Origin of the sequence: Caulobacter radicis, from assembly GCF_003094615.1 — a bacterium.
Classification (GTDB): Bacteria; Pseudomonadota; Alphaproteobacteria; order Caulobacterales; family Caulobacteraceae; genus Caulobacter; species Caulobacter radicis.
Genome location: NZ_QDKO01000040.1, coordinates 134803 through 154611 on the forward strand (window position 1 = coordinate 134803; position 19809 = coordinate 154611).

The 19809-nt window shown below is 69.6% G+C and carries 19 protein-coding genes; 10 read left to right on the plus strand and 9 right to left on the minus strand.

Features of this window, described 5'->3' with window-relative positions:
* Positions 1 to 52: 52 nt before the first annotated feature.
* Positions 53 to 1033, minus strand: coding sequence for a TraB/GumN family protein (locus DDF62_RS21210; RefSeq protein ID WP_116490942.1), 981 nt, complete (start codon positions 1031 to 1033; stop codon positions 53 to 55).
* A 128-nt stretch (positions 1034 to 1161) separates the two neighbouring features.
* Between DDF62_RS21210 and DDF62_RS21215 the strand changes: the two genes are divergently transcribed.
* Positions 1162 to 2961, plus strand: a complete 1800-nt coding sequence (locus DDF62_RS21215) for a DUF885 domain-containing protein (RefSeq protein ID WP_244286902.1) — start codon at positions 1162 to 1164, stop codon at positions 2959 to 2961.
* Here the strand turns inward: DDF62_RS21215 and DDF62_RS21220 are convergent.
* On the minus strand, positions 2958 to 3461 hold the full coding sequence (locus DDF62_RS21220) for a surface-adhesin E family protein (protein WP_244286903.1): 504 nt from the start codon (positions 3459 to 3461) through the stop codon (positions 2958 to 2960). The genes DDF62_RS21215 and DDF62_RS21220 overlap by 4 nt on opposite strands.
* A 97-nt stretch (positions 3462 to 3558) precedes the next feature.
* Here DDF62_RS21220 and DDF62_RS21225 point away from each other — a divergent pair, with 97 nt between their 5' ends.
* The gene (locus tag DDF62_RS21225; RefSeq protein WP_116490943.1) at positions 3559 to 4014 is read left to right on the plus strand and encodes a hypothetical protein; all 456 of its coding nucleotides are present in this window, start codon (positions 3559 to 3561) and stop codon (positions 4012 to 4014) included.
* A gap of 12 nt (positions 4015 to 4026) precedes the next feature.
* Positions 4027 to 4455 carry a putative signal transducing protein gene (locus tag DDF62_RS21230; RefSeq protein WP_116490944.1) on the plus strand — a complete coding sequence of 143 codons (429 nt, stop codon included), beginning with the start codon at positions 4027 to 4029 and terminating at the stop codon, positions 4453 to 4455.
* Here DDF62_RS21230 and DDF62_RS21235 read toward each other — a convergent pair.
* Positions 4452 to 5345 carry a DMT family transporter gene (locus DDF62_RS21235; protein ID WP_116491006.1) on the minus strand — a complete coding sequence of 298 codons (894 nt, stop codon included), beginning with the start codon at positions 5343 to 5345 and terminating at the stop codon, positions 4452 to 4454. The two genes, DDF62_RS21230 and DDF62_RS21235, sit on opposite strands and share 4 nt — an antisense overlap.
* A gap of 295 nt (positions 5346 to 5640) precedes the next feature.
* Between DDF62_RS21235 and DDF62_RS21240 the strand changes: the two genes are divergently transcribed.
* From DDF62_RS21240 to DDF62_RS21260, 5 genes are all read left to right on the plus strand, one after another.
* Positions 5641 to 6237 (plus strand): Spy/CpxP family protein refolding chaperone, encoded by a 597-nt coding sequence (locus DDF62_RS21240; RefSeq protein WP_116490945.1) that lies wholly within the window; start codon positions 5641 to 5643, stop codon positions 6235 to 6237.
* Positions 6238 to 6286: 49 nt separating this feature from the next.
* Positions 6287 to 7036 (plus strand): heme ABC transporter permease CcmC, encoded by a 750-nt coding sequence (ccmC, locus tag DDF62_RS21245; protein WP_116490946.1) that lies wholly within the window; start codon positions 6287 to 6289, stop codon positions 7034 to 7036.
* 4 nt (positions 7037 to 7040) lie between these two features.
* The gene (gene ccmD, locus DDF62_RS21250; protein ID WP_116490947.1) at positions 7041 to 7208 is read left to right on the plus strand and encodes a heme exporter protein CcmD; all 168 of its coding nucleotides are present in this window, start codon (positions 7041 to 7043) and stop codon (positions 7206 to 7208) included.
* Positions 7205 to 7717 (plus strand): DsbE family thiol:disulfide interchange protein, encoded by a 513-nt coding sequence (locus DDF62_RS21255; protein WP_116490948.1) that lies wholly within the window; start codon positions 7205 to 7207, stop codon positions 7715 to 7717. The genes ccmD and DDF62_RS21255 overlap by 4 nt, the downstream gene beginning before the upstream one ends.
* Before the next feature lie 78 nt (positions 7718 to 7795).
* Entirely contained in the window at positions 7796 to 8074 is a 279-nt protein-coding gene (locus DDF62_RS21260; RefSeq protein ID WP_116490949.1) for a hypothetical protein, read from the plus strand.
* 252 nt (positions 8075 to 8326) lie between these two features.
* On the opposite strand, the gene DDF62_RS21265 is transcribed toward DDF62_RS21260, so the two are convergent.
* The 4 genes from DDF62_RS21265 to hslV all read right to left on the minus strand — a co-directional run bounded on the left by DDF62_RS21265 (position 8327) and on the right by hslV (position 14113).
* A complete protein-coding gene (locus DDF62_RS21265) occupies positions 8327 to 10840 on the minus strand; it encodes a DNA translocase FtsK (protein ID WP_116490950.1) in 2514 nt (837 codons plus the stop codon).
* Between the two features lie 366 nt (positions 10841 to 11206).
* Positions 11207 to 12502, minus strand: coding sequence for an ATP-dependent protease ATPase subunit HslU (hslU, locus tag DDF62_RS21270; RefSeq protein ID WP_116490951.1), 1296 nt, complete (start codon positions 12500 to 12502; stop codon positions 11207 to 11209).
* Positions 12499 to 13338: a DUF4440 domain-containing protein gene (locus tag DDF62_RS21275; protein WP_244286904.1), complete on the minus strand. Its 840-nt coding sequence runs from the start codon at positions 13336 to 13338 to the stop codon at positions 12499 to 12501. The genes hslU and DDF62_RS21275 overlap by 4 nt, the downstream gene beginning before the upstream one ends.
* 175 nt (positions 13339 to 13513) lie before the next feature.
* The gene (gene hslV, locus DDF62_RS21280) at positions 13514 to 14113 is read right to left on the minus strand and encodes an ATP-dependent protease subunit HslV (RefSeq protein WP_165832326.1); all 600 of its coding nucleotides are present in this window, start codon (positions 14111 to 14113) and stop codon (positions 13514 to 13516) included.
* Between the two features lie 5 nt (positions 14114 to 14118).
* Between hslV and DDF62_RS21285 the strand changes: the two genes are divergently transcribed.
* Positions 14119 to 14856, plus strand: a complete 738-nt coding sequence (locus DDF62_RS21285) for a HesA/MoeB/ThiF family protein (RefSeq protein ID WP_165832327.1) — start codon at positions 14119 to 14121, stop codon at positions 14854 to 14856.
* Between the two features lie 131 nt (positions 14857 to 14987).
* Positions 14988 to 16502 (plus strand): acetyl-CoA hydrolase/transferase family protein, encoded by a 1515-nt coding sequence (locus tag DDF62_RS21290; RefSeq protein ID WP_116490954.1) that lies wholly within the window; start codon positions 14988 to 14990, stop codon positions 16500 to 16502.
* A 124-nt stretch (positions 16503 to 16626) separates the two neighbouring features.
* Here the strand turns inward: DDF62_RS21290 and DDF62_RS21295 are convergent, their stop codons facing one another.
* The gene (locus DDF62_RS21295; protein WP_133244964.1) at positions 16627 to 18693 is read right to left on the minus strand and encodes an alpha/beta hydrolase family protein; all 2067 of its coding nucleotides are present in this window, start codon (positions 18691 to 18693) and stop codon (positions 16627 to 16629) included.
* A 116-nt stretch (positions 18694 to 18809) separates the two neighbouring features.
* Positions 18810 to 19796 carry a 2-hydroxyacid dehydrogenase gene (locus DDF62_RS21300; protein WP_116490956.1) on the minus strand — a complete coding sequence of 329 codons (987 nt, stop codon included), beginning with the start codon at positions 19794 to 19796 and terminating at the stop codon, positions 18810 to 18812.
* Between the last annotated feature and the right edge of the window lie 13 nt (positions 19797 to 19809).

Below are 19809 nucleotides of genomic sequence, written 5' to 3' on the forward strand. Positions count from 1 at the left end.
ACCAGGGGTTCCCGCCACAAGGGCGGGAATGACGGGAGTAAAAGGCGTTCCACTAGCTCGGCGAGGTCACCGTCGCGCCGCCGGCCTTCAGCCGGTCCAGCACGCCGTTGCCAGGCAGCAGAAAGGCCAGGTCGACGACGGCGATGGTGACGCCAGGCCGCTCCAGCGCTTCGGACAGGGCCTTGGCCGACTGACCGATCTGTTCGTTCAGCAGACCCGCCCCGCCGGGCGCGCGCAACAGGCAGCGCTGGGCGGCGCTGGACGAGTAGCGGGCGCGCACCGAGGCGATGTCACCGTTGGCCCAGTCGGTTCCCAGCGTGTTCCAGCGCGGGGCCTCGTAGTCGATCTCGTTGAGGGCGTCGCGCAGGCAGGCCAGGTTGGCCTCGTCCGACAGCTTGCCGGCCGCGCCCAGCACCGGGCCCAGGCGATACTGGCTCATGGCCTTGACCTTGACGCCCTTGGCCTTGGCCATGCGCTCGATGGTGCTGACCGGCTTGGCTTCCGAGAGGCCGGCGGCCTGGCGGAAGTCGGACAGCACGATGAAGCCCGCCACGGCCGGCTTCCAGTCCTTGTAGGGGATCGCGGTGCGGCGGGCCTGGGTGCGGGCCTTGACGAAGCGGTCCTTCAGGTCGGGCGGCAGCTGGTCTTCCAGCTTCTTGCCGAAGCCCTGGCGCACGCCGCCGCCGCCGGTCAGGAAGAACTTGGTGACCTGCATCGGTCCGACCGAGGCCTCGGGCGGCACCAGCACGAGACTGGCCTGGTCCAGGGCGCGGTTGAGGCGCGGGCTGTCCCACTTCAGCTGGTGCGGCAGGGGCGCGGCCGAGCCGAGCACATAGAGCTTGGCCCCGTTCTTCTCGACCAGCCACAGGGCCGGGCCCGGCGGGCGGGCGACGACCAGCAGCTCCTCGACCACGGCGCTGCCCGGATCGGCCGGCTGCAGCTCGACCGTCGGCGTCTGGGCCGCGACCGGAACGGCGAAGGCGAGCGCCAGGGCGGTGAGCGCCGCGATGCGGGCGGGTCTCGAAACGGCCATGGGTGCTCCTCCTGCTTGCGGTCAGACATAGTGCGCGTCGGCGGATGGCGAAACGGGGGCGTGGCTTGCGCGAGCTCCCCGACGCATGGCTGTCTGCGCCGGCTGTCGGCGATGCAAGGAGGGGAAACATGCTCAAGCGGTGGATGGGAGCGGCCTGCGTGGCCGCCGTGCTGGCCGGGACCTCGGTGTCGCCGGCCCTGGCCCAGGCGCCGACGGCGACCGCCTCGGCCGGCGTCGCCTCGCCGGCGCTGAAGGCCCTGGTCGACGAGCACTGGGCCTGGTGGCTGAAGGGCGCGCCGGTGCAGGCCACCCTGCTGGGCGTGCGGACCTATGACGACCAGCTGGACGATCCGTCCCTGGCCTTCGCCGATCGCCGCGCCGCCGAGGCGCAAGCCTTTCTTGCGCGGCTGGACGCCATCTCCGACGCCGGCCTCTCCCAGCCCGACCGGGTCAACAAGGCCATCCTGCATCGCATGCTGAGCGAGCAGGTCGAGGGCAACCGCTTCGGCCAGCGCACCATGCTGTTTTCCAGCATCGGCAGCTGGCACCAGTATTTCGCCGCCCTGCCCGACATGCTGCCGTTCTTCACCAAGGCCGACTACGACAGCTACCTGAAGCGGCTGGACCTCTATCCGGCCTACAACACAGCCTCGATCGCCACGGTGCGCGAGGGGCTCTCCAAGGGCTACGTCCAGCCGTGCGCGCCGATGAAGGCGTTCGGGGCGACGATCACCGCCACCATCGCCAAGGATCCGGAGGCCTCGGCCTTCTACAAGCCGTTCAAGGGCAAGAAGCCGGCGACGATCGCCGACGCCGACTGGACCGCCATGCAGGCCCGCGCCAAGGCGACCATCACCGGCAAGATCAATCCCGCCTACCAGGCGCTGGCGGACTTCTACGAGAAGGACTACGCGCCCCGGTGCCGCAAGGACGTGGCCGCCGCCGCCCTGCCGCAAGGCCCGGCCTGGTACGCCTACCAGGTGCGGGTGATGACCACGACGACCCGGACGCCTGACGAAATCCACCAGCTGGGCCTGTCGGAGGTGGCCCGCATCCGCGCCGAGATGGACGAGGTCGCCAGCAAGAGCGGCCTCGCGCCCGATCGCAAGGCCTTCATCGGCAAGCTGCGCACCGACCCGAAATACTACGCCAGGACGCCGGCCGAGCTGATGCGCGAGGCGACGTTCCTGGCCAAGACCATCGACGGCTGGATGCCCAAGCTGTTCGGGACCCTGCCACGCCTGCCCTACACGGTGCGCGAGATCCCGGCCGAGATCGCCGAGGGCAACACCACGGCCTATTACAACGCCGGTTTCGCCAGCACCGGCTCGCCCGGGGTCTATTTCGTCAACACCACCCATCTGGACCAGCGGCCGCTCTACGAGATGCCGGCCCTGACGGTGCACGAGGCGGTGCCCGGCCATCACCACCAGATCGCGCTCCAGCAGGAACTGGACCTGCCGGAGTTCCGCAAGAACGCGGCCTTCTTCACCGGCTTCGTCGAGGGCTGGGGGCTCTATTCCGAGCGCCTGGGCATCGAGATGGGCCTCTACGACACGCCCGAGAAGGACATGGGGCGTCTGTCCTACGAGATGTGGCGCGCCTGCCGCCTGGTGGTCGACACCGGCATCCATTCCAAGGGCTGGACCCGCGACCAGGCCATCGCCTTCATGCTCGACAACACCGCCCTGTCGAAGACCAACATCGAGGCCGAGGTCGACCGCTACATCACCTGGCCCGGCCAGGCCCTGGCCTACAAGCTGGGCGAGCTGAAGATCCGCGAGCTGCGCACGCGGGCCGAGACGGCGCTGGGCCCGAAGTTCGACCTGCGCGGCTTCCACGACGCGGTGCTGAAGAACGGCTCGTTGCCGCTCGACGTGCTGGAGACCCAGGTCGACGCCTGGATCGCCAGCCAGAAGGCCAGCTAGGGCGTCATGCAGGCGGCCTCGACCACCGTGGCGTCCAGCGTCCCGGCGGCCGGGGCCTGCCAGTCCTGCTCGAAGCGATAGGCGTCCTCGGCGCCTTCGAGATTGTTGGCCGGGTAGCGGAAGGCCGCGGCGTTGCGGAAGCGACCCGCCGTGCAGTCGACCTCGACCAGCAGCTTTTCGGACAGGAAGGGCGGCGCGTCCGGCGCCTCTGCCTCGGTGCGCGGCTGGCGAAACTCGTGGCGGACCCAGACTTGGCCCCGCGGTTTGAGGCCGTCGTTGCCCTTGGCGGTCTTGGCGAACATCAGCACCGCGCCGTCTTCGCCGGCGGCGAAGAACGGCCAGCCGTCGCCACGCACCTTCTGGGCCCAACGCGGCATGGGCTTGGCCTTCTCGCCGGGGGTGACGACGACGCCGTCGACGGTCTGGGAGGCGGGCGGCGGAGCGGCGGCCTGAACGGCCAGCAGCAGGCCCCCGGCGAGCATCAGGTCGGCGAGGGTCACTAAGCGGCCTCCCATGTCGGACGCGGGGCGCCCTTTCCTTCGTTGCTGGTCACGGTAACATGGGTATCCGAGCGATCAACCGGCCGAGGGCTTGCCGATGACCAACAGGGCCGCCGTGCTGTCGATGCTGCTGCTCGTCGCCCTGGCCGGCGCGGCGCAGGCCGCTCCGACCCGCAAGGACAGCTGGGGCAAGCCGGGGATCAGCTACCTGAAGTACCGCACCGACGCCGCCGAGTGCCTGCACTATGTCGAGACCGCCGCGCCCGTGAAGCTGCCGCTGGTCGACGTGGTGTTCGAGATGGACATGGCCGTGGATCCGGCGGGCGGGCTCGACGCCATGTACGCCTATGCCGACCAGCAGAAGCTGCACATGAACCGCAACTGGCGCGAGGTGCGACGGCAGGCGACCGGGGCGGTCGAGACCTGCCTGGCCCAGCGCGGCTACAACCGCTTCAAGCTGACCAAGGCCGAGCGCGAGGAGCTTGAGGGCTTGCGCGTCGGCACGCCGGCGCGGCAGCTTTATCTGTGGCGGCTGGGATCGGAGCCGCGCTGAGGAGGTCGGTCGATGAGCCTGACCGAGATCGCCCGCTTCGCCGACCTCGTCGAGGCCCAGGTCGCCGCCTCGCGGCTGCGAGCCGAGGGCGTGCAGGTGCTGGTCCAGAACGAGCACTGGGGCGCCAGCGACTACCTGATGACCATCGCCATGGGCGGCTTTCGGCTGTGGACGCCCGACGTCGACGCCGATGAGGCGCGGCGACTGATCGCCGACCTGCGGGGCGGCGAGACGTTGGCCGAGACCCCGTCGTCCGGCCGGGTGACCTCGACGGCCAGGGCCGGGGCGGCGCTGGCCCTGGCGGCGACCTTCGGGCCGACGGTCGCCCTGCTGCTGGGCGGCAAGGGTCGCGGCGGCTGGATGCGGTCGGTCGCGGTCGGGGTGGCGGGGCTTTGCCTGGCGGTCGGGCTGGCGGCCTGGGCCGCCGCGCTGTTTGGCTAGGGGGCCGGCGCCGGCTGGGCCTGCAGGCTTTCCGGATCGGCCTGCTTCTCGCCCAGCACCACGACGAAGCTGCCGGCGATGATCATCAGGCCGCCGACGGCTAGGGCCAGGGTCAGGTGGTCGCCGAACAGCAGGACGCCGATCGAGGCGCCCATCAAGGGCTCGATGTTGATGAACACCCCGGCGCTGGCGCTGCCGACGCGGGACGAGCCGTACTGCCAGGCGGCCGTGGCCAGCAGGGTCGACAGCACGCCCAGGCCCAGCACGCTTGTCCAGGCGATCGGCGACAGGTCCAGCTTCGGCGGGCCGTGCATGGCCAGCGCGATCGGCAGCACGGTGAAGGCGGCGACGATCACCGTCACCGCCGGGATGGCCATCGGCGTCGGCGGCTTGGGCGCGCGCTTCAGAACCACCAGCCAGGCCAGGAAGATCAGCAGCGAGCCCAGCGAGAGCGCCACGCCCAGCAGCGAGCCGGCGCCGTCGGGCTTGCCGGCGATCAGGGCCGCGCCGAGGGTGGCCGCGCCGACGCCCATCCAGGAGGCGCGGCTGACCTTCTCGCCCATGACCTTGGCGCAGACGGCGATCAGGGCCGGCATGGCCCCGACCAGCAGCGCCGCCAGGGTGACGCTGACATGGGCCAGGCCTTCGAACTGCACCAAGAAGGCCACGCCGTAGAGCGCGCCCGAGGCCAGCATCACCGGCGATTTGAACAGGGCGCGGGCTTCCTTCGTCGCCAGGGCGAAGGGCGCGGCGACCACGGCGGCGACGATGAAGCGCAGCAGCACCATGTGGGCCGCGTCGGTCTCGCGCAGGATCAGCTTGCCCAGCGGGAAGCCCAGGCCCCAGAGCGTGCCGGCGAGGATCAGGGCGAGGAAGGCGACGCGTTTCATGGGGGCCTCATGGCGTATCCGCGGCCGCCTGGCGAGAGGCGGCGCGGCCCCGATATGCCGCGAGGGCGTGTCAGGGGCTGTCAGCAGGACCCGCGAGAAGATGAAATTTTCGAAAGGCGGCGTATCGCGGCCTTCGAGCCACAGGATCAAGTGCTTGATTTGCATGCACTTCGTATCATCGCGCCCGGCAACGCTTCATTGGTGTAACATTGTTCACAACTTCAGACATTTTCGCGCCACAACCGCCTTCAACCTAGGCCGCAGTTCGTTTCCACCCCTTGCGATGGAGATCGCCATGCGTCTCGTCCTGAAGTCTCTCACCCTCGCCGCCGGCGCGGCCCTGGCGGCCGGCGTCGTCGCCGCCTCGGCTCAGCCCGCCGCTCCGCCGCCCCCGCCCGCGCCGCCGGAAGCGCCCGAGCCGCCGCCTCCGCCAAGCTTCGACCACATGGTGTTCCGCGACCGCATCGGGCCGGTTCGCATGCACCAGGATCCGGAAGCCCGCGCTCAGCGCCTGCGCGACGTGCTGCAACTGACCGACCGCCAGGACGGCGCGCTGAAGGCCTACATCGCCGCCACCGGTCCCAAGGAGCGTCCGGAGCCCAAGCCGGCCCGCGATGAAAGCGTCAAGGACAAGGCGCCGCCGACCGCGCTGGAACGCCTCGACGAGCAGGCCGAGCGCATGGCCAAGGTCGCCGCCGACCTCAAGGGCCGCGCGGACGCCACCCGCAGCTTCTACAACGCCCTGACGCCCAGCCAGAAGAAGGCCTTCGACGCCCTCGGCCCGGAAGTGACCGGCGCCCCGAACGTCAGCGTCCGCCGCTTCGAGACCCGGGGTCCCAAGCCCGGTTTCGGCGAACGCCGGGTGATCATCCAGCGCAAGTCGGGCTCGTAAGGCGCCGAGACGATTGCGGGCGTCCTCAGGCCGATCTAAGTCAAGGTCGATGGGCGCCCGCAACCACAACAAGAACCCGTTCGATTTCCTGGCCAACCCCGAGCGGTTCATGGCCTTCTCGCGCTGGGCCGCGCCCATGTTCGGCGCGATCGCCGGCGTGCTGGCGGTGGCCGGCCTGGTCCTGACCTTCACGGTCCCCGAGGACTATCAGCAGGGCGACACGGTGCGGATGATGTTCATCCACGTGCCGGCGGCCGTGCTGGCGATGTTCGTCTATCTGTGCCTGGGGATCGCCAGCTTTCTGGCGCTGGTGTTTCGCCACGCCCTGGCCGACGCGGCCGCCCAGGCTTGCGCCCCGCTGGGCGCGGCCTTCACGGTGCTGGCCCTGGCCACAGGCTCGCTGTGGGGCAAGCCGATGTGGGGAACCTGGTGGGTGTGGGACGCCCGCCTGACCTCGGTGCTGGTGCTGCTGCTGTTCTATCTCGGCTATCTGGCCCTGCGCGGGGCCATCGACGACGAGCAGAAGGCCGCACGGGCCGCCGCCATCCTGGCCCTGGTCGGCGTCATCAACCTGCCGATCGTCAAGTTCTCGGTCGACTGGTGGAACAGCCTGCACCAGGGATCTTCCACCCTGCTGGCCAAGCCCGAGAACCGGCTGCCGGTGGTCTACGCCTGGCCCATGCTGCTGATGCAGCTGGCCTATCTGTCGGCGTTCGGATCGCTGTGGCTGGTGCGGATCCGGGCGCTGGTCTGGCGGCGCAAGGCGCGCAGCCTGGCCCTGAAGGCGGCGGAGGCCTGATCACGTGCATTTCGATTTCGACGCCGGCAAGTACGCCGTCTATGTCTGGCCCGCCTTCGCCCTGACGGCGGCGGTGTTCGGCTGGATGATCGCCGACAGCCTCCTGGCCGCCCGCCGCTGGCGGGCCGAGGCCGAGCGCCGGCAGGCCGAAGCGAAAGAGCCCCGCAAGTGAAGCGCTGGCTGGCCTTTTCGCCGCTGATCGTGCTGGCGGCCCTGGCGGTGCTGTTCGCCGGCTACGCCCTCAAGCGCAATCCGCAGGTCAGCCCCGACGCCCTGGTCGGCAAACCGGTTCCGGTCCTCTCCTTGCCCGACCTCGACAGCGGGACGCCGACCCCGGTCCGCAGCGCCGGCGACGGGCCGATGCTGGTCAATTTCTTCGCCTCCTGGTGCGCGCCGTGCGAGGTGGAGCATCCGCAGCTGATGGCGCTTAAGGCGCGCGGCGTCCGCGTCGTCGGCGTCGCCTACAAGGACGCGCCGGCCAACACCGAGGCGTTCCTGGGGCGTCTGGGCGATCCGTTCGCCGCCCGGCTGGTCGATCGCGACGGCCGGGCGGGCGTGGAGTTCGGCGTCACCGGCGTGCCCGAGACCTTCGTGGTCGACGCGCAAGGCCAGGTGGTGGCCAAGCATACGGGGCCGATCACGGCCGAGGATCTGGACGCGCTCGTTTCCAAGCTGCGTTGAAGCGTCGCGCACTTTCCGGCTTAGAAGCTCGTTAACCACGCTCGCGCACTCTGCATTAACCATGCTATCAACCGCGTCATGAGCACCGTTCGTCCCACCGGCTTGCCCGCTGTCCCCGCCCGATCCTCGTCGGGCGCCGTGACTCCGGCCGGCCAGTCGCGCGCGGCGGCCTTCTTCCAGGCGGCGGTCACCGACGCGACGAGCGCGCGTCCGACGGCCTCGCCGATGACCGTGCAGTTGCAGACCCAGACCGAGCCCCAGGCGCGCCGCACCGTGCCGCCCAAGGCCTTCACCGCCCCGACCGAGCAGCCGCAGAAGATCCTGCGCCCGGGCTCGCTGCTGAACATCCTGGTCTGAGTTAGGCGCCTCGGGGCGCTTTGAAAGTTCCAACCATCATCGTCATCCCGAAAAGCGCGGAGCGCTTATCCGGGACCCAGAGGACTGGGCTCCGCGGCAGGGTTCGCTTCCGCACATTCGCCGGCGCATCGTGGCGGCCCCTGGGTCCCGGCTCTTCGCTGCGCTACGGCCGGGATGACGAGCTGAGAGCGAGAACGAAAAACGCCGCGACATCGACTGTCGCGGCGTTTTCCTTTTGCGATCTTTCGAGCCCTACAGCGGCGGAGGCGGCGGGGCGAGGATCTCGCGCTTGCCTGCGTGGTTGGCGGCGCCGACGACGCCTTCCTTCTCCATCCGCTCCATCAGCGAGGCGGCGCGGTTGTAGCCGATCTGCAGGCGGCGCTGGATGTAGCTGGTCGAGGCCTTGCGGTCGCGGGTGACCACGGCCACGGCGTGGTCGTAGAGGTCGTTGGCCCCGCCCTCGCCGGCGAAGGCGCCCTCGATGGCCTCTTCCTGCTCCTCGTCGCCGCCGGCGGTGACTTCCTCCAGGTACTGGGGGATGCCCTGGTCGCGCAGGAACTTGGCCACGGCTTCGACCTCGCCGTCGCTGACGAACGGGCCGTGCAGGCGGGTGATGCGGCCGCCGCCGGCCATGTAGAGCATGTCGCCCTGGCCCAGCAGCTGCTCGGCGCCCTGCTCGCCCAGGATGGTGCGGGCGTCGATCTTCGACGTCACCTGGAAGCTGATCCGGGTCGGGAAGTTGGCCTTGATGGTGCCGGTGATGACGTCGACCGACGGACGCTGGGTGGCCATGATCAGGTGGATGCCGGCGGCGCGGGCCATCTGGGCCAGACGCTGGACGGCGCCTTCGATGTCCTTGCCGGCCACCATCATCAGGTCGGCCACCTCGTCGATGACCACGACCAGGTAGGGCATGGCCTCGGGGCGGATCTGCTCGGTCTCGTAGATCGGGCGGCCGGCGTCGTCGAACCCCGTTTGAACGGTCCGTTCGAAGTGCTCGCCCTTCTCGAGGGCCTCGTTGGCCTTCTCGTTGTAGCCGCCGATGTTGCGCACGCCGATCTTGGACATGCGGCGATAGCGGTCCTCCATCTCGCGGACGGTCCACTTCAGCGCCACGACGGCCTTCTTCGGATCGGTCACGACCGGCGCCAGCAGGTGCGGGATGCCGTCATAGACCGACAGTTCCAGCATCTTGGGGTCGATCATGATGAAGCGGCACTTCTCGGGCGGCAGCTTGTAGAGGATCGACAGGATCATGGCGTTGACGCCGACCGACTTGCCCGAGCCGGTGGTGCCGGCGATCAGCAGGTGGGGCATCTTGGCCAGGTCGGCGATATAGGGCTCGCCGCCGATGGTCTCGCCCAGGGCCATGGGCAGGATCGAGCTGGCCTTGTCGTAGTCGGCGCTGGACAGCAGGTCGCGCAGATAGACGGTCTCGCGACGCTGGTTGGGCATTTCGATGCCGATGGCGTTGCGGCCCTGGGCCACGGCCACGCGGCACGAGATCACGCTCATCGAGCGGGCGATGTCGTCGGCCAGTGCGACGACACGGGCGGTCTTCACGCCCGGCGCCGGCACCAGCTCGTACATGGTCACGACGGGGCCGGGACGGATCTGGTCGATCTGCCCCTTGACGCCGAACTCGGCCAGCACGCTTTCCAGCAGGCGGGCGTTCTGGCGCAGGGCGCCCTCGTCGAACTCGGCCGAGCGCGGCTTGGCCTTGGCCAGCATGGCCAGTTCCGGCAGCTGGAAGCCGTCTTCCTCTTCCTCGAAGTCGAAGGTCTTCTGCTGCTCGCGCAGTTCGCGGTTGCTGGTCGCGGCCGGGGCCTTGGGCTGGCGGATGGCCAGGGGGCGGGGCTCGAAGCTGGGCGCGAAGTCGTCCTCGTCGTCCTCGACCGGCGGCGGGGCCGGGCGGGCGGCCTTGCCGGCGCGCGGCGCGGGCTGGGGCGCGACGACCATGCCGTCCTCATCGTCCGCCGGGGCGGGCGCGCGGGCGGCGCGGCGGGCCGCGGGGGCCTGGGGCTCGTCGTTGTCGATGGCGTCCATGGCCTCGCGCACCGGGCGGCGGGGCGCGGCCTTGGGACGCGCGGCGCGGACCGGCTCGGGTTCGCGCTCCTGGCGGGGCGCGCGTTCGCGCGGGGCGGTCAGGCGGGCGACCAAGGAGAGGACGCTCTCGGGGTCGACGCGGCGCACGCCCAGGGCGTAGCCGACGCCGATCACGGCCCCGACCAGCAGCAGAAGGGCGGCGATGATCCGGGCGCCGGGGATGTGGGCGAAGCTGAAGATTCCGGCCAGCAGGTTCAGAAGGCCGTCGCCCCAGAAGCCGCCCAGGCCCTTGGCCAGCGGCCAGACGGCGGGCTTGGCCAGAACGGTGAGGAAGCCGGCCAGGGCCAGCAGGCCGGCCACGCCGACGCCGGCGCGCACGCGCAGCTCTCGGCGGTGGGCGTCGGGATCGGGCTGGGCGGTGCGGGCCAGGCCGAACACCAGCATCATGATCGCCGCCACCCAGCCGGCCAGGCCGAGGGACTGGACGACCACGTCGGCGATCACCGCGCCGGCGCCGCCCAGGGCGTTGCTGGCCGGCGCGCCGCTGACGGCGTTGAAGCTGGGATCGGCGGCGTCGTAGGTGGCCAGCGACAGCAGCAGACCCGCGCCCAGAACGGCCAGGACGCCGCCCCGGAACCGGGCCGTCCACGGCTGGTCCCAGCCGTAGCGCACGGCCTCCCAGACCAGCTCCACATTCGATCGCCGCGCAACTCGCGCCATGAACCACTCCGAAGCACTTCGAATGCTACCTTGTGGCCCCAGATGGTTAAGGGGCGTTTACCGAGATCGGGTGCGCGGGGCCTCTGGAAACAAAGACTTAGTGTCGCACGTCGTCACGAGAGCTTCATGGAACCGGACGCGCGGGACGCGCATTCATCCCTCGTATCCCCCTAGTAACATCCCCTCTGACTTCGCGGCCCGGACGGCGACGCCCGGGTCGTTTTTCGTCAAGATGCTCCCCCTGAAGGGGGAGCTGTCGCGGAGCGACTGAGGGGGAAGTTGCTGCGGCGTCTGAGGCTGTTGCCGGCTCATCAGGAACTTCCCCCTCCGGCCCTTCGGGCCACCTCCCCCTTCAGGGAGAGGGTTCTACAGGATGTACCGGCTCAGATCGGCGTTGGCCGCTAGGGCCCCTACCCGCTTGTTGACGTAGTCGGCGTCGATGGTGACCGTTTCGCCGCCGTGGTCGGTGGCGGTGAAGCTGATCTCCTCGACGACCTTTTCCATGATCGTCTGCAGACGGCGGGCGCCGATGTTCTCGACCGAGGCGTTGACGGCCACGGCCGCGTCGGCCAGGGCGTCGATGGCCTCGTCGGTGAACACCAGGGTCAGGTTCTCGGTGGCCATCAGGGCCTGGTGCTGGCGCAGCAGGTTGGCTTCCGGCTCGGTGAGGATGCGGCGCATGTCGTCGCGCGACAGACCCTTCAGCTCCACGCGGATCGGCAGGCGGCCTTGCAGCTCGGGCAAGAGGTCCGACGGCTTGGCCACGTGGAAGGCGCCCGAGGCGATGAACAGGATGTGGTCGGTCTTCACCGGCCCGTACTTGGTCGACACCGTGGTGCCCTCGATCAGCGGCAGCAGGTCGCGCTGCACGCCTTCCCGGCTCACGTCGGCGCCGCCGCGCTGCGAGGAGCTGGCGACCTTGTCGATCTCGTCGAGGAAGACGATGCCGTGGTTCTCGGCCAGGGCCAGGGCCTCTTGCGTAAGGGCCTCCTGGTCGAGCAGCTTGTCGCTCTCCTCGGCGATCAGCGGCGCCCAGGCGCCCGAGACCGTGGTCTTGTGGGTCTTGGTGCGGCCGCCGCCGAACGACTTCATCATCTCGCCCAGGTTCAGCACCGAGGCGCCGGGCTGGCCGGGGATCTCGAACATGCCGCCGCCGCCGTTGTCGGCCAGGGTCAGCTCGATCTCCTTGTCGTCGAGTTCGCCGGCGCGGAGCTTCTTGCGGAAGCTGTCGCGAGCGGCCGTGGCGCCGGGGCCGGTCAGGGCGTCGAGGATGCGGTCCTCGGCGGCGGCTTCGGCTTTCGCCTTCACGCCGGCGCGGCGCTTGTCGCGGACCATGGCCAGGGCGCTTTCGACCAGGTCACGGACGATCTGGTCGACGTCGCGGCCGACATAGCCGACCTCGGTGAACTTGGTGGCCTCGACCTTGAGGAACGGGGCCTGGGCCAGCTTGGCCAGGCGCCGGGCGATCTCGGTCTTGCCGACGCCCGTGGGGCCGATCAGCAGGATGTTCTTGGGGGTGATCTCGTCCTGCAGGTCGGCCGGGGTGCGGCGGCGGCGCCAGCGGTTGCGCAGGGCCACGGCCACGGCGCGCTTGGCCTCGGCGTGGCCGACGATGAAGCGATCCAGTTCGGAGACGATTTCGCGGGGGGAGAACTCGGTCATGTGTCGTTGATCAGGGTCTCGAAGATCAGGCGCCAGCCTTCGGCGCGTTTCTGCCACACGTGCATATAGTGCGCGGCGACGGGTTTGTTATCGGGTCCGCTCCAACTGGCCTCGCCGTGGGTCCAGACGAGGTCGCCGGCGCCCGACGCGCCGCCGCCCTGCGGACGAAGCGCGATCGAGGCCGGACGCAGGGAGAGGCGGGTCTTCAGGTCGTCGCCGGCGAGGGTCTGGGAATCCTTGGGACCCAGCAGCCAGGCGTCGGCGGTCAGCACGGCCCTGTAGGCGGCGGGGGCGTCGGTGGATACGGCCAAGGCCAGGGCCGCCTCGGCGTCGCGGGCCTCTTCGAAGCCCTGGGCCTGGGACGTGGCGCCTTCCGGGGCCAGCGGCCCGACCTGGGCGGCGGCGTCGGGACCGGGGGCCTTGCCGGGGTCGGCCTGCGCGCCGCCGTCATAGACCCACTTCCACACCCCGTCCGCGCCCTTGCGCCAGATGGTGGCGTAGTAGCCGCCGCGCCTGTCGTCGATGCTCCAGGGGCCCAGCGACAGGCCAAGGTCGCCGGAGCGGGCGATCACCACCTTCTGCGGCCACCAGAACAGCTTGGGTTCATTCGTTCCGGGGCGCTTTTCGTAGAGCGCGCGGGCGTTCACGGGGCCGGGCGCGAAGACGATGGCGTCGTCGGCCATGTGCTTGAGAAACGAGCCCCTGATCCCCAGCGCCAGGCCGTCGGCCGCGAAGGCCCGCTCGGCGGCCTCGATGGGGGCGGCCGAGATGTCCTGGGCGATGGCGGGACCGGCGATGGCCGCGGCGATCAGGGCGGGGGGAAGGATCTTGAGCATGGTCAGGGCCTCCTGCCAGCACCTTAGCGCGTCACGGTTGGCGAGGGACCTCCCCCCTTTGGGGGAGGCGATCGCGGAGCGATCGGCGGGGAGAAGCCGGCCGGTATTCGGGAAGCTGAGAACGCCCCCCTCCGGCCCTTCGGGCCACCTCCCCCAGAGGGGGAGGATCTTTGCCCTACAGTCCTTCGACCGTCAGGTTGCCGTTGGTGTAGACGCAGATTTCGGCGGCGATGGCCATCGAGCGGCGGGCGATCTCCTCGGCGGTCAGGTCCTGGTCGATCAGGGCCTTGGCGGCGGCCAGGGCGTAGTTGCCGCCCGAGCCGATGGCCGCCACAGCGCCGCCGCCGGGGCTTTCGCCCGGCTCCAGCACGTCGCCGACGCCGGTGACGGTGTAGATGGCGTCCTTGTCGGCGACCAGCAGCATGGCTTCGAGGCGGCGCAGGTAGCGGTCGGTGCGCCAGTCCTTGGCGAGATCCACGCAGGCCCGGGCCAACTGGTTGGGATACTGCTCGAGCTTGGCTTCCAGCCGCTCGATCAGGGTGAAGGCGTCGGCCGTGGCCCCGGCGAAGCCGGCGACGACGGCGCCCCCGGCCAGGCGGCGGACCTTGCGGGCGTTGCCCTTGACGACGGTTGGGCCCATGGAGACCTGTCCGTCGCCGGCGATCACGGTCTGGCCGTTCTTGCGCACCGCGAGAATGGTGGTGCCGTGCCAGTCGGGGAACGAGTTCGAGCTTTGCATGGCTTCGCATGTGGCGAGGCCGGCCTGGAGGGTCAAGCGCCATGAGCTTTTCCGAACGCGAGGTCGAGCGCTACGCCCGCCACCTGGTGCTGCGCGAGATCGGCGGGCCGGGGCAACAAAGGCTGAAGGCGGCCAGGGTTCTGATCGTCGGCGCAGGGGGCCTGGGCGCGCCGGCCGCGCTCTATCTGGCGGCCGCGGGCGTGGGGACGATCGGCATCGCCGACGCCGACGAGGTGTCGCTGTCGAACCTGCAACGGCAGGTGCTCTATGCCGAGGCGGACGTCGGCCAGCCCAAGGTCGAGGCGGCCGCCCAGCACCTGGCGGCGCTGAACCCGAACGTGGCGGTGGTCCCCCACCCCGTCTGGCTGGACGCGAGCAACGCCCGTGAGATCGTGCGCGGCTACGACCTGGTGCTGGACGGGACGGACGACTTTTCCACCCGCTTCGCCGTCAGCGACGCCTGCCTGGCCGAAGGCAAGGTGCTGGTCAGCGGGGCCCTGGGCCGCTGGACCGGCCAGGTGGGCGTGTTCCGCGGCCAGCCCTGCTACCGCTGCCTGGTGCCCGAGATCCCGCCGGACGCCGAGACCTGCGCCCTGGTCGGCGTGGTCGGCGCCCTGGCCGGCGTCATCGGCTCGATGATGGCGCTGGAGGCGGTGAAGGTGATCACCGGGGCCGGCCAGCCGCTCGACGGGCGCCTGCTGATCTACGACGCCCTGGCGGCCGAGACCCGCACGGTGAGGATCGGCGCGGACCCGGGCTGCCCCGCCTGCGGAGCATAGCGTCGTTCGGCGAAAACCTTGTGCCTACGGGGCTTTACGGGGTCGAGTCGGTGGATCGTTTGGTCTAGGTTGCCGGCCGCCGGTCCCGGCGGACCTCCCCCTCGCCGCCGGTCGGCCAAGGGAGAAAACCGATGACCACCTCTCGCATCGCCCACCCCGGCCTGGCGGCCAAGGTCATGAGCGCGCAGGACGCCGCCGCCCTGATCGAGCCGGGCTCGACCGTCGGCATGAGCGGCTTCACCGGCTCGGGCTATCCCAAGGCCGTGCCGCTGGCCCTGGCCGAGCGCATCGAGACGGCCCATGCCGCCGGCGACAAGTTCCGGGTCAAGGTGTGGACCGGCGCCTCGACCGGCCCGGAGCTGGACGGCGCCCTGGCCAAGACCGACGGCGTCGAGTTCCGCCTGCCCTACAACTCCGACCCCATCGCCCGCGAGAAGATCAATCGCGGCGAGATGGAGTATTTCGACATGCACCTGTCCCAGGTCGCCCCCATGGCCTGGCAGGGGTTCTTGGGAACGCTCGACACGGCGGTGGTCGAGATTTCCGGCATTCGCGCCGACGGCTCGCTGATCCCGTCCTCGTCGGTGGGCAACAACAAGACCTGGCTGGACCGGGCCTCGAAGATCATCCTCGAGGTCAACCGCTGGCAGAACCCGGCGCTGGAGGGGATGCACGACATCTACTACGGCACCGCCCTGCCGCCGAACCGCGTGCCGATCCCGCTGGTGAAGCCCGACGACCGGATCGGCGAGGCCTGGTTCCGGGTCGATCCCAGCAAGGTCGTGGCGGTGGTCGAGACCGACGCGCCCGACCGCAACCTGCCCTTCGCCGCGCCGGACGCCTCGGCCCTGGCCATCGCCGGGCACCTGCTCGAGTTCTTCGCCCACGAGGTGAGAATGGGCCGTCTGCCGCCGTCGCTGCTGCCGCTGCAGTCGGGCGTGGGCAATATCGCCAACGCCGTGCTGACGGGCCTGGTGGACGCGCCGTTCGAGAACATGACCGCCTATACCGAGGTGATCCAGGACGGCATGCTCGACCTGCTGGCCGCCGGCAAGCTGCGCATGGCCTCGGCCACGGCCTTCTCGCTGAGCCCCGAGGCCGCCGCCGGGCTTAACGCCGACATGCAGAGCTTCCGCGACAAGATGATCCTGCGCCCGCAGGAGATCTCCAACCATCCCGAGCTGATCCGGCGCCTCGGCTGCATCGCCATGAACGGCCTGATCGAGGCCGACATCTACGGCGCGGTGAACTCGACCCACGTGATGGGCTCGCGCATCCAGAACGGCATCGGTGGCTCGGGCGATTTCGCCCGCAACGCCTATGTGTCGATCTTCATGACCCCGTCGACGGCCAAGGGCGGCAAGATCTCGGCCATCGTCCCGCAGGTCAGCCACGTCGACCACATCAACCAGGACGTCCAGGTGATCGTCACCGAGCAGGGCCTGGCCGACCTGCGCGGCCTGTCGCCCAAGCAGCGGGCCCGGGTGATCATCGACAACTGCGCCCACCCCGACTTCCGCCCGGCCCTGGAGGACTATTTCCAGCGCGCCCAGCTGGGAGCCTACGGCCGCCAGACCCCGACCCTGCCGGGCGAGGCGCTGTCCTGGCACCAGCGGTTCATGGAGACGGGCGACATGCGGGGCTGACGGGCGGCGTGTGGTCTTCGTCCTTCGACAAGCTCAGGATGAGGACCAATTCAGGCCCTGCGGATCCGTCGAAAACCTCACCCTGAGTTCGTCGAAGGGCGAGGTTTTCGCACCCGGCGCCCCCCTACGCGAACCCCTTGCGGATGTGCTCGATCGACTTGGTCAGCACCAGCTTCCAGTTGTCGTCCGACCAGTCGCGGTGGCCGACGCCCTTCATCTCGACGTGCTCGCAGGGCTTGCCGGCGGCCTTCAGGGCCTTGGCCATGATCTTCGACTGCTTGGGGGTGACGATGGTGTCCTCGGTGCCGTGGATCAGCAGGACCGGGGCCTTGATCTCGGCGGCGCGTTCGGAGGGCGAGGCGGCGAGCAGCATGGCCTTGTCGGCCTTGGGATCGCCTATGGTCTTGCACCAATAGGCATAGGCGTCGGAATCCGAGCCGTCCTCCGAGCGCGAGAAGGCCAGGCTTTCGACCAGGTCGGCGTCGCCGGCGATCGAGACCACGGCCTTGTAGAGGTCGGGCTTGCGCACCGCGCCCATCAGGGCCGCGTAGCCGCCATAGCTGACGCCGCAGATGGCGATGCGGCCGGGATCGGCGGCGCCCGAGGCGACCACCTGGGCCACGGCGTCCTCGACGTCCTCCTGCATCAGGTCGCCCCAATGCTTGCGGCCGGCGTTGGCGAAGGCCTTGCCGTAGCCGCCCGAACCCCGGAAGTTGGGTTGCAGCACCAGCCAGCCCTGGGCGGCCAGCGCCTGGGCGAACAGGTCGAAGCTCAAGGTGTCGCGCACCTCGGGACCGCCGTGCGGCAGCACCACCATCGGACGGGGCTTGTCGGAGGCGATCACCGGCGTCGTCAGGTAGGCGGTGATCGTCTGTCCGTCGCGGGTCTTGATCGGCAGGGCCTTCATCGGCGCCAGGCGTTCCTGGGTCAGCCACGGGCGCTTGTCGCCCAGCAGGCGCAGGTCCTTCCTGTCGAGGTCGTACAGCCAGAAGGCGCCCGGTTGGCGCGGGCCGCTGACGAAGAAGATGAACCGCTTGTGGTCGGCGCTGACGTCGAAGGGGCTGACGTTGCACTCGTCGCCGAAGTAGGCGTTGATCCCCTTGTAGTGGGCCGCCAGCTTCGGATCGAGGAAGCGGTGGTTGCTGCGGTCGTCGCTGACCGAGATGCTGAGCGTCTTGTAGCTCTCGTCGACGAACACGCCCTGGATCGGCCGCTTGTCGTCGTGCGAGACGACCTCGCCGACGCTCATCGACTTGGTGTCGAAGCGCCGGATGGTGGGCATGTCGGCGCCTTCGTCGGTCGACAGCATCAGCAGCACGCCCGGTTCGGGCGTCGGGGCCACGAACTCCAGGTCCGACAGCTTCTTCAGCTCGTTGCGGCGGACCTTCTTGTAGAGCTTCCACTCCTTTTCGCCCGGCGCGCGGGCCAGGACGCTGACCACGGTGCCGCGGGCGTTGGAGTCGTAGCGGATCACCGGTACGCCGTTCTGGGTGTACCAGCCGTCGGTCGACGGGGACCCGCGCTCGAGATGGACCGCCTCGCCGGTATAGACGTCGACCACGTAGAGGGTCTCGCACTCGGTGACGGTGTCCCAGATCTGCATCAGGATCCGCTTGGGGTCGGTGTTCATCCGGTCGACCACGTTGGCCAGATTGAACTGCCGCTTCATCACCCCTTTCTGGTTGTTGAAAAGCACCACGGGATCGCGGCCGTCGGCCCCGATCGCCAGGATGCGGCGCACCGGAATGGGGATGAACTCGCCGTAGAAATAGAGGCCCATGGGATGGCCCTTGGCGTCCTTGGTCATCCGGACCCAGATCAGCAGGCGTTCCTCGTTGGCCCACTCCACCTGGTCGACGACGGTCTCGCCCAGCTGCACCGGCTTGATCGACTCGTCGCTGCCGGCGGTCTCGTAGAAGATGATCAGGGCGGTGGTCTTGTCGCCCTTCTTGCGCTCGACGAGGATGGCCACGCGCGAGCCGTCCGGCGACAGGGCGGTGTCGAGCACCTCGGCGCCTTGCAGCAGCTCGTCGACGCTGGGCGGGACGATGACCGTCTTGTCGGTCTTGGTCTCGACCTTCTTGGCGTCGGCCTTTTTCGCGTCGCCCGTCTTTTCATCCGCGGCGAAGGCGTGATCGATGGCCAGCGGCGCCGACGAGGCGGCCGCGATCATGAAACGGCGAGTAAGCAAGGCGGCCCCCCGGTCGCACTGAAGACTACAGGCGCGAGGGCTCGGTCCCCCGCGACCTCACAGTCGCGAGTTTCCACAAGCTTTGCAATTGCAAGATGCGATCGCCCGGAGGGCGGTCAAAGCATGGCGGGGATCACGCGGTCGGGCGGCCGGTGGCCGTCCATGAAGGTCTTCACGTTGACGATGACCTTCTCGCCCATGTCGATACGGCCCTCGACCGTGGCCGAGCCCATGTGCGGCAGCAGCACCACGTTGGGCAGCTTCAGCAGCTTGGGATTGATGGCCGGCTCGTGCTCGTAGACGTCCAGGCCCGCGCCGGCGATCTCGCCCCTCGCCAGCATGTTGGCCAGGGCCCCCTCGTCGATGACCTCGCCGCGGGCGGTGTTGACGACGATGGCGTGCGGCCGCAGCAGCTTGAGCCGGCGGGCCGACAGCAGGTGGTAGGTGGCCGGGGTGTGCGGGCAGTTGATCGAGATGATGTCCATCCGGGCCAGCATCTGGTCGAGGCTTTCCCAGTAGGTGCAGCCCAGCTCCTCGGCGATGCGCGGGCTGACGGGCTTGCGGTTGTGATAGTGCACCTGCATGCCGAAGGCCTTGGCGCGGCGGGCCACGGCCTGGCCGATGCGGCCCATGCCGACGATGCCCAGGCGCTTGCCCCACAGGCGGCGGCCCAGCATCCAGGTCGGCGACCAGCCCTTGAACTCGCCGGCCTTGACCACCTCGGCGCCTTCGACGACGCGGCGGGCGGCGGCCATGATCAGGGTCATGGTCAGGTCGGCGGTGTCCTCGGTCAGGACGCCCGGGGTGTTGGTGACGATGATCCCCCGCGCGTTGGCGGTGGCGACGTCGATATTGTCGACCCCGGCCCCGAAATTGGCGATCAGCTTGAGCCGCTCGCCGGATCGCGACAGAAGGCGCGAGTCGATGCGATCGGTGATCGTCGGCACCAGAACGTCTGCCCGTCCCATGGCCTCGACCAGCTCGTCGGCGGTCATCGGCGTGTCGGACAGGTTCAGTTCGGTGTCGAACAGTTCGCACATGCGCGTCTCGACCGGATCGGGCAGCTTGCGCGTGACGACGACTTTGAGCTTGCGGGCAGGCATGGGCGGTCCGAAA

Excerpts from the sequence above, each read along its gene's own strand:
- DDF62_RS21210 (WP_116490942.1), bottom strand. The coding sequence starts at position 1,033 with ATGGCCGTTTCGAGACCCGCCCGCATCGCGGCGCTCACCGCCCTGGCG.
- DDF62_RS21215 (WP_244286902.1), top strand. The coding sequence starts at position 1,162 with ATGCTCAAGCGGTGGATGGGAGCGGCCTGCGTGGCCGCCGTGCTGGCC.
- DDF62_RS21225 (WP_116490943.1), top strand. The coding sequence starts at position 3,559 with ATGACCAACAGGGCCGCCGTGCTGTCGATGCTGCTGCTCGTCGCCCTG.
- DDF62_RS21230 (WP_116490944.1), top strand. The coding sequence starts at position 4,027 with ATGAGCCTGACCGAGATCGCCCGCTTCGCCGACCTCGTCGAGGCCCAG.
- DDF62_RS21235 (WP_116491006.1), bottom strand. The coding sequence starts at position 5,345 with ATGAAACGCGTCGCCTTCCTCGCCCTGATCCTCGCCGGCACGCTCTGG.
- DDF62_RS21240 (WP_116490945.1), top strand. The coding sequence starts at position 5,641 with ATGCGTCTCGTCCTGAAGTCTCTCACCCTCGCCGCCGGCGCGGCCCTG.
- ccmC (WP_116490946.1), top strand. The coding sequence starts at position 6,287 with ATGGGCGCCCGCAACCACAACAAGAACCCGTTCGATTTCCTGGCCAAC.
- DDF62_RS21260 (WP_116490949.1), top strand. The coding sequence starts at position 7,796 with ATGAGCACCGTTCGTCCCACCGGCTTGCCCGCTGTCCCCGCCCGATCC.
- DDF62_RS21265 (WP_116490950.1), bottom strand. The coding sequence starts at position 10,840 with ATGGCGCGAGTTGCGCGGCGATCGAATGTGGAGCTGGTCTGGGAGGCC.
- hslU (WP_116490951.1), bottom strand. The coding sequence starts at position 12,502 with ATGACCGAGTTCTCCCCCCGCGAAATCGTCTCCGAACTGGATCGCTTC.
- DDF62_RS21275 (WP_244286904.1), bottom strand. The coding sequence starts at position 13,338 with ATGCTCAAGATCCTTCCCCCCGCCCTGATCGCCGCGGCCATCGCCGGT.
- DDF62_RS21285 (WP_165832327.1), top strand. The coding sequence starts at position 14,119 with ATGAGCTTTTCCGAACGCGAGGTCGAGCGCTACGCCCGCCACCTGGTG.
- DDF62_RS21290 (WP_116490954.1), top strand. The coding sequence starts at position 14,988 with ATGACCACCTCTCGCATCGCCCACCCCGGCCTGGCGGCCAAGGTCATG.
- DDF62_RS21300 (WP_116490956.1), bottom strand. The coding sequence starts at position 19,796 with ATGCCTGCCCGCAAGCTCAAAGTCGTCGTCACGCGCAAGCTGCCCGAT.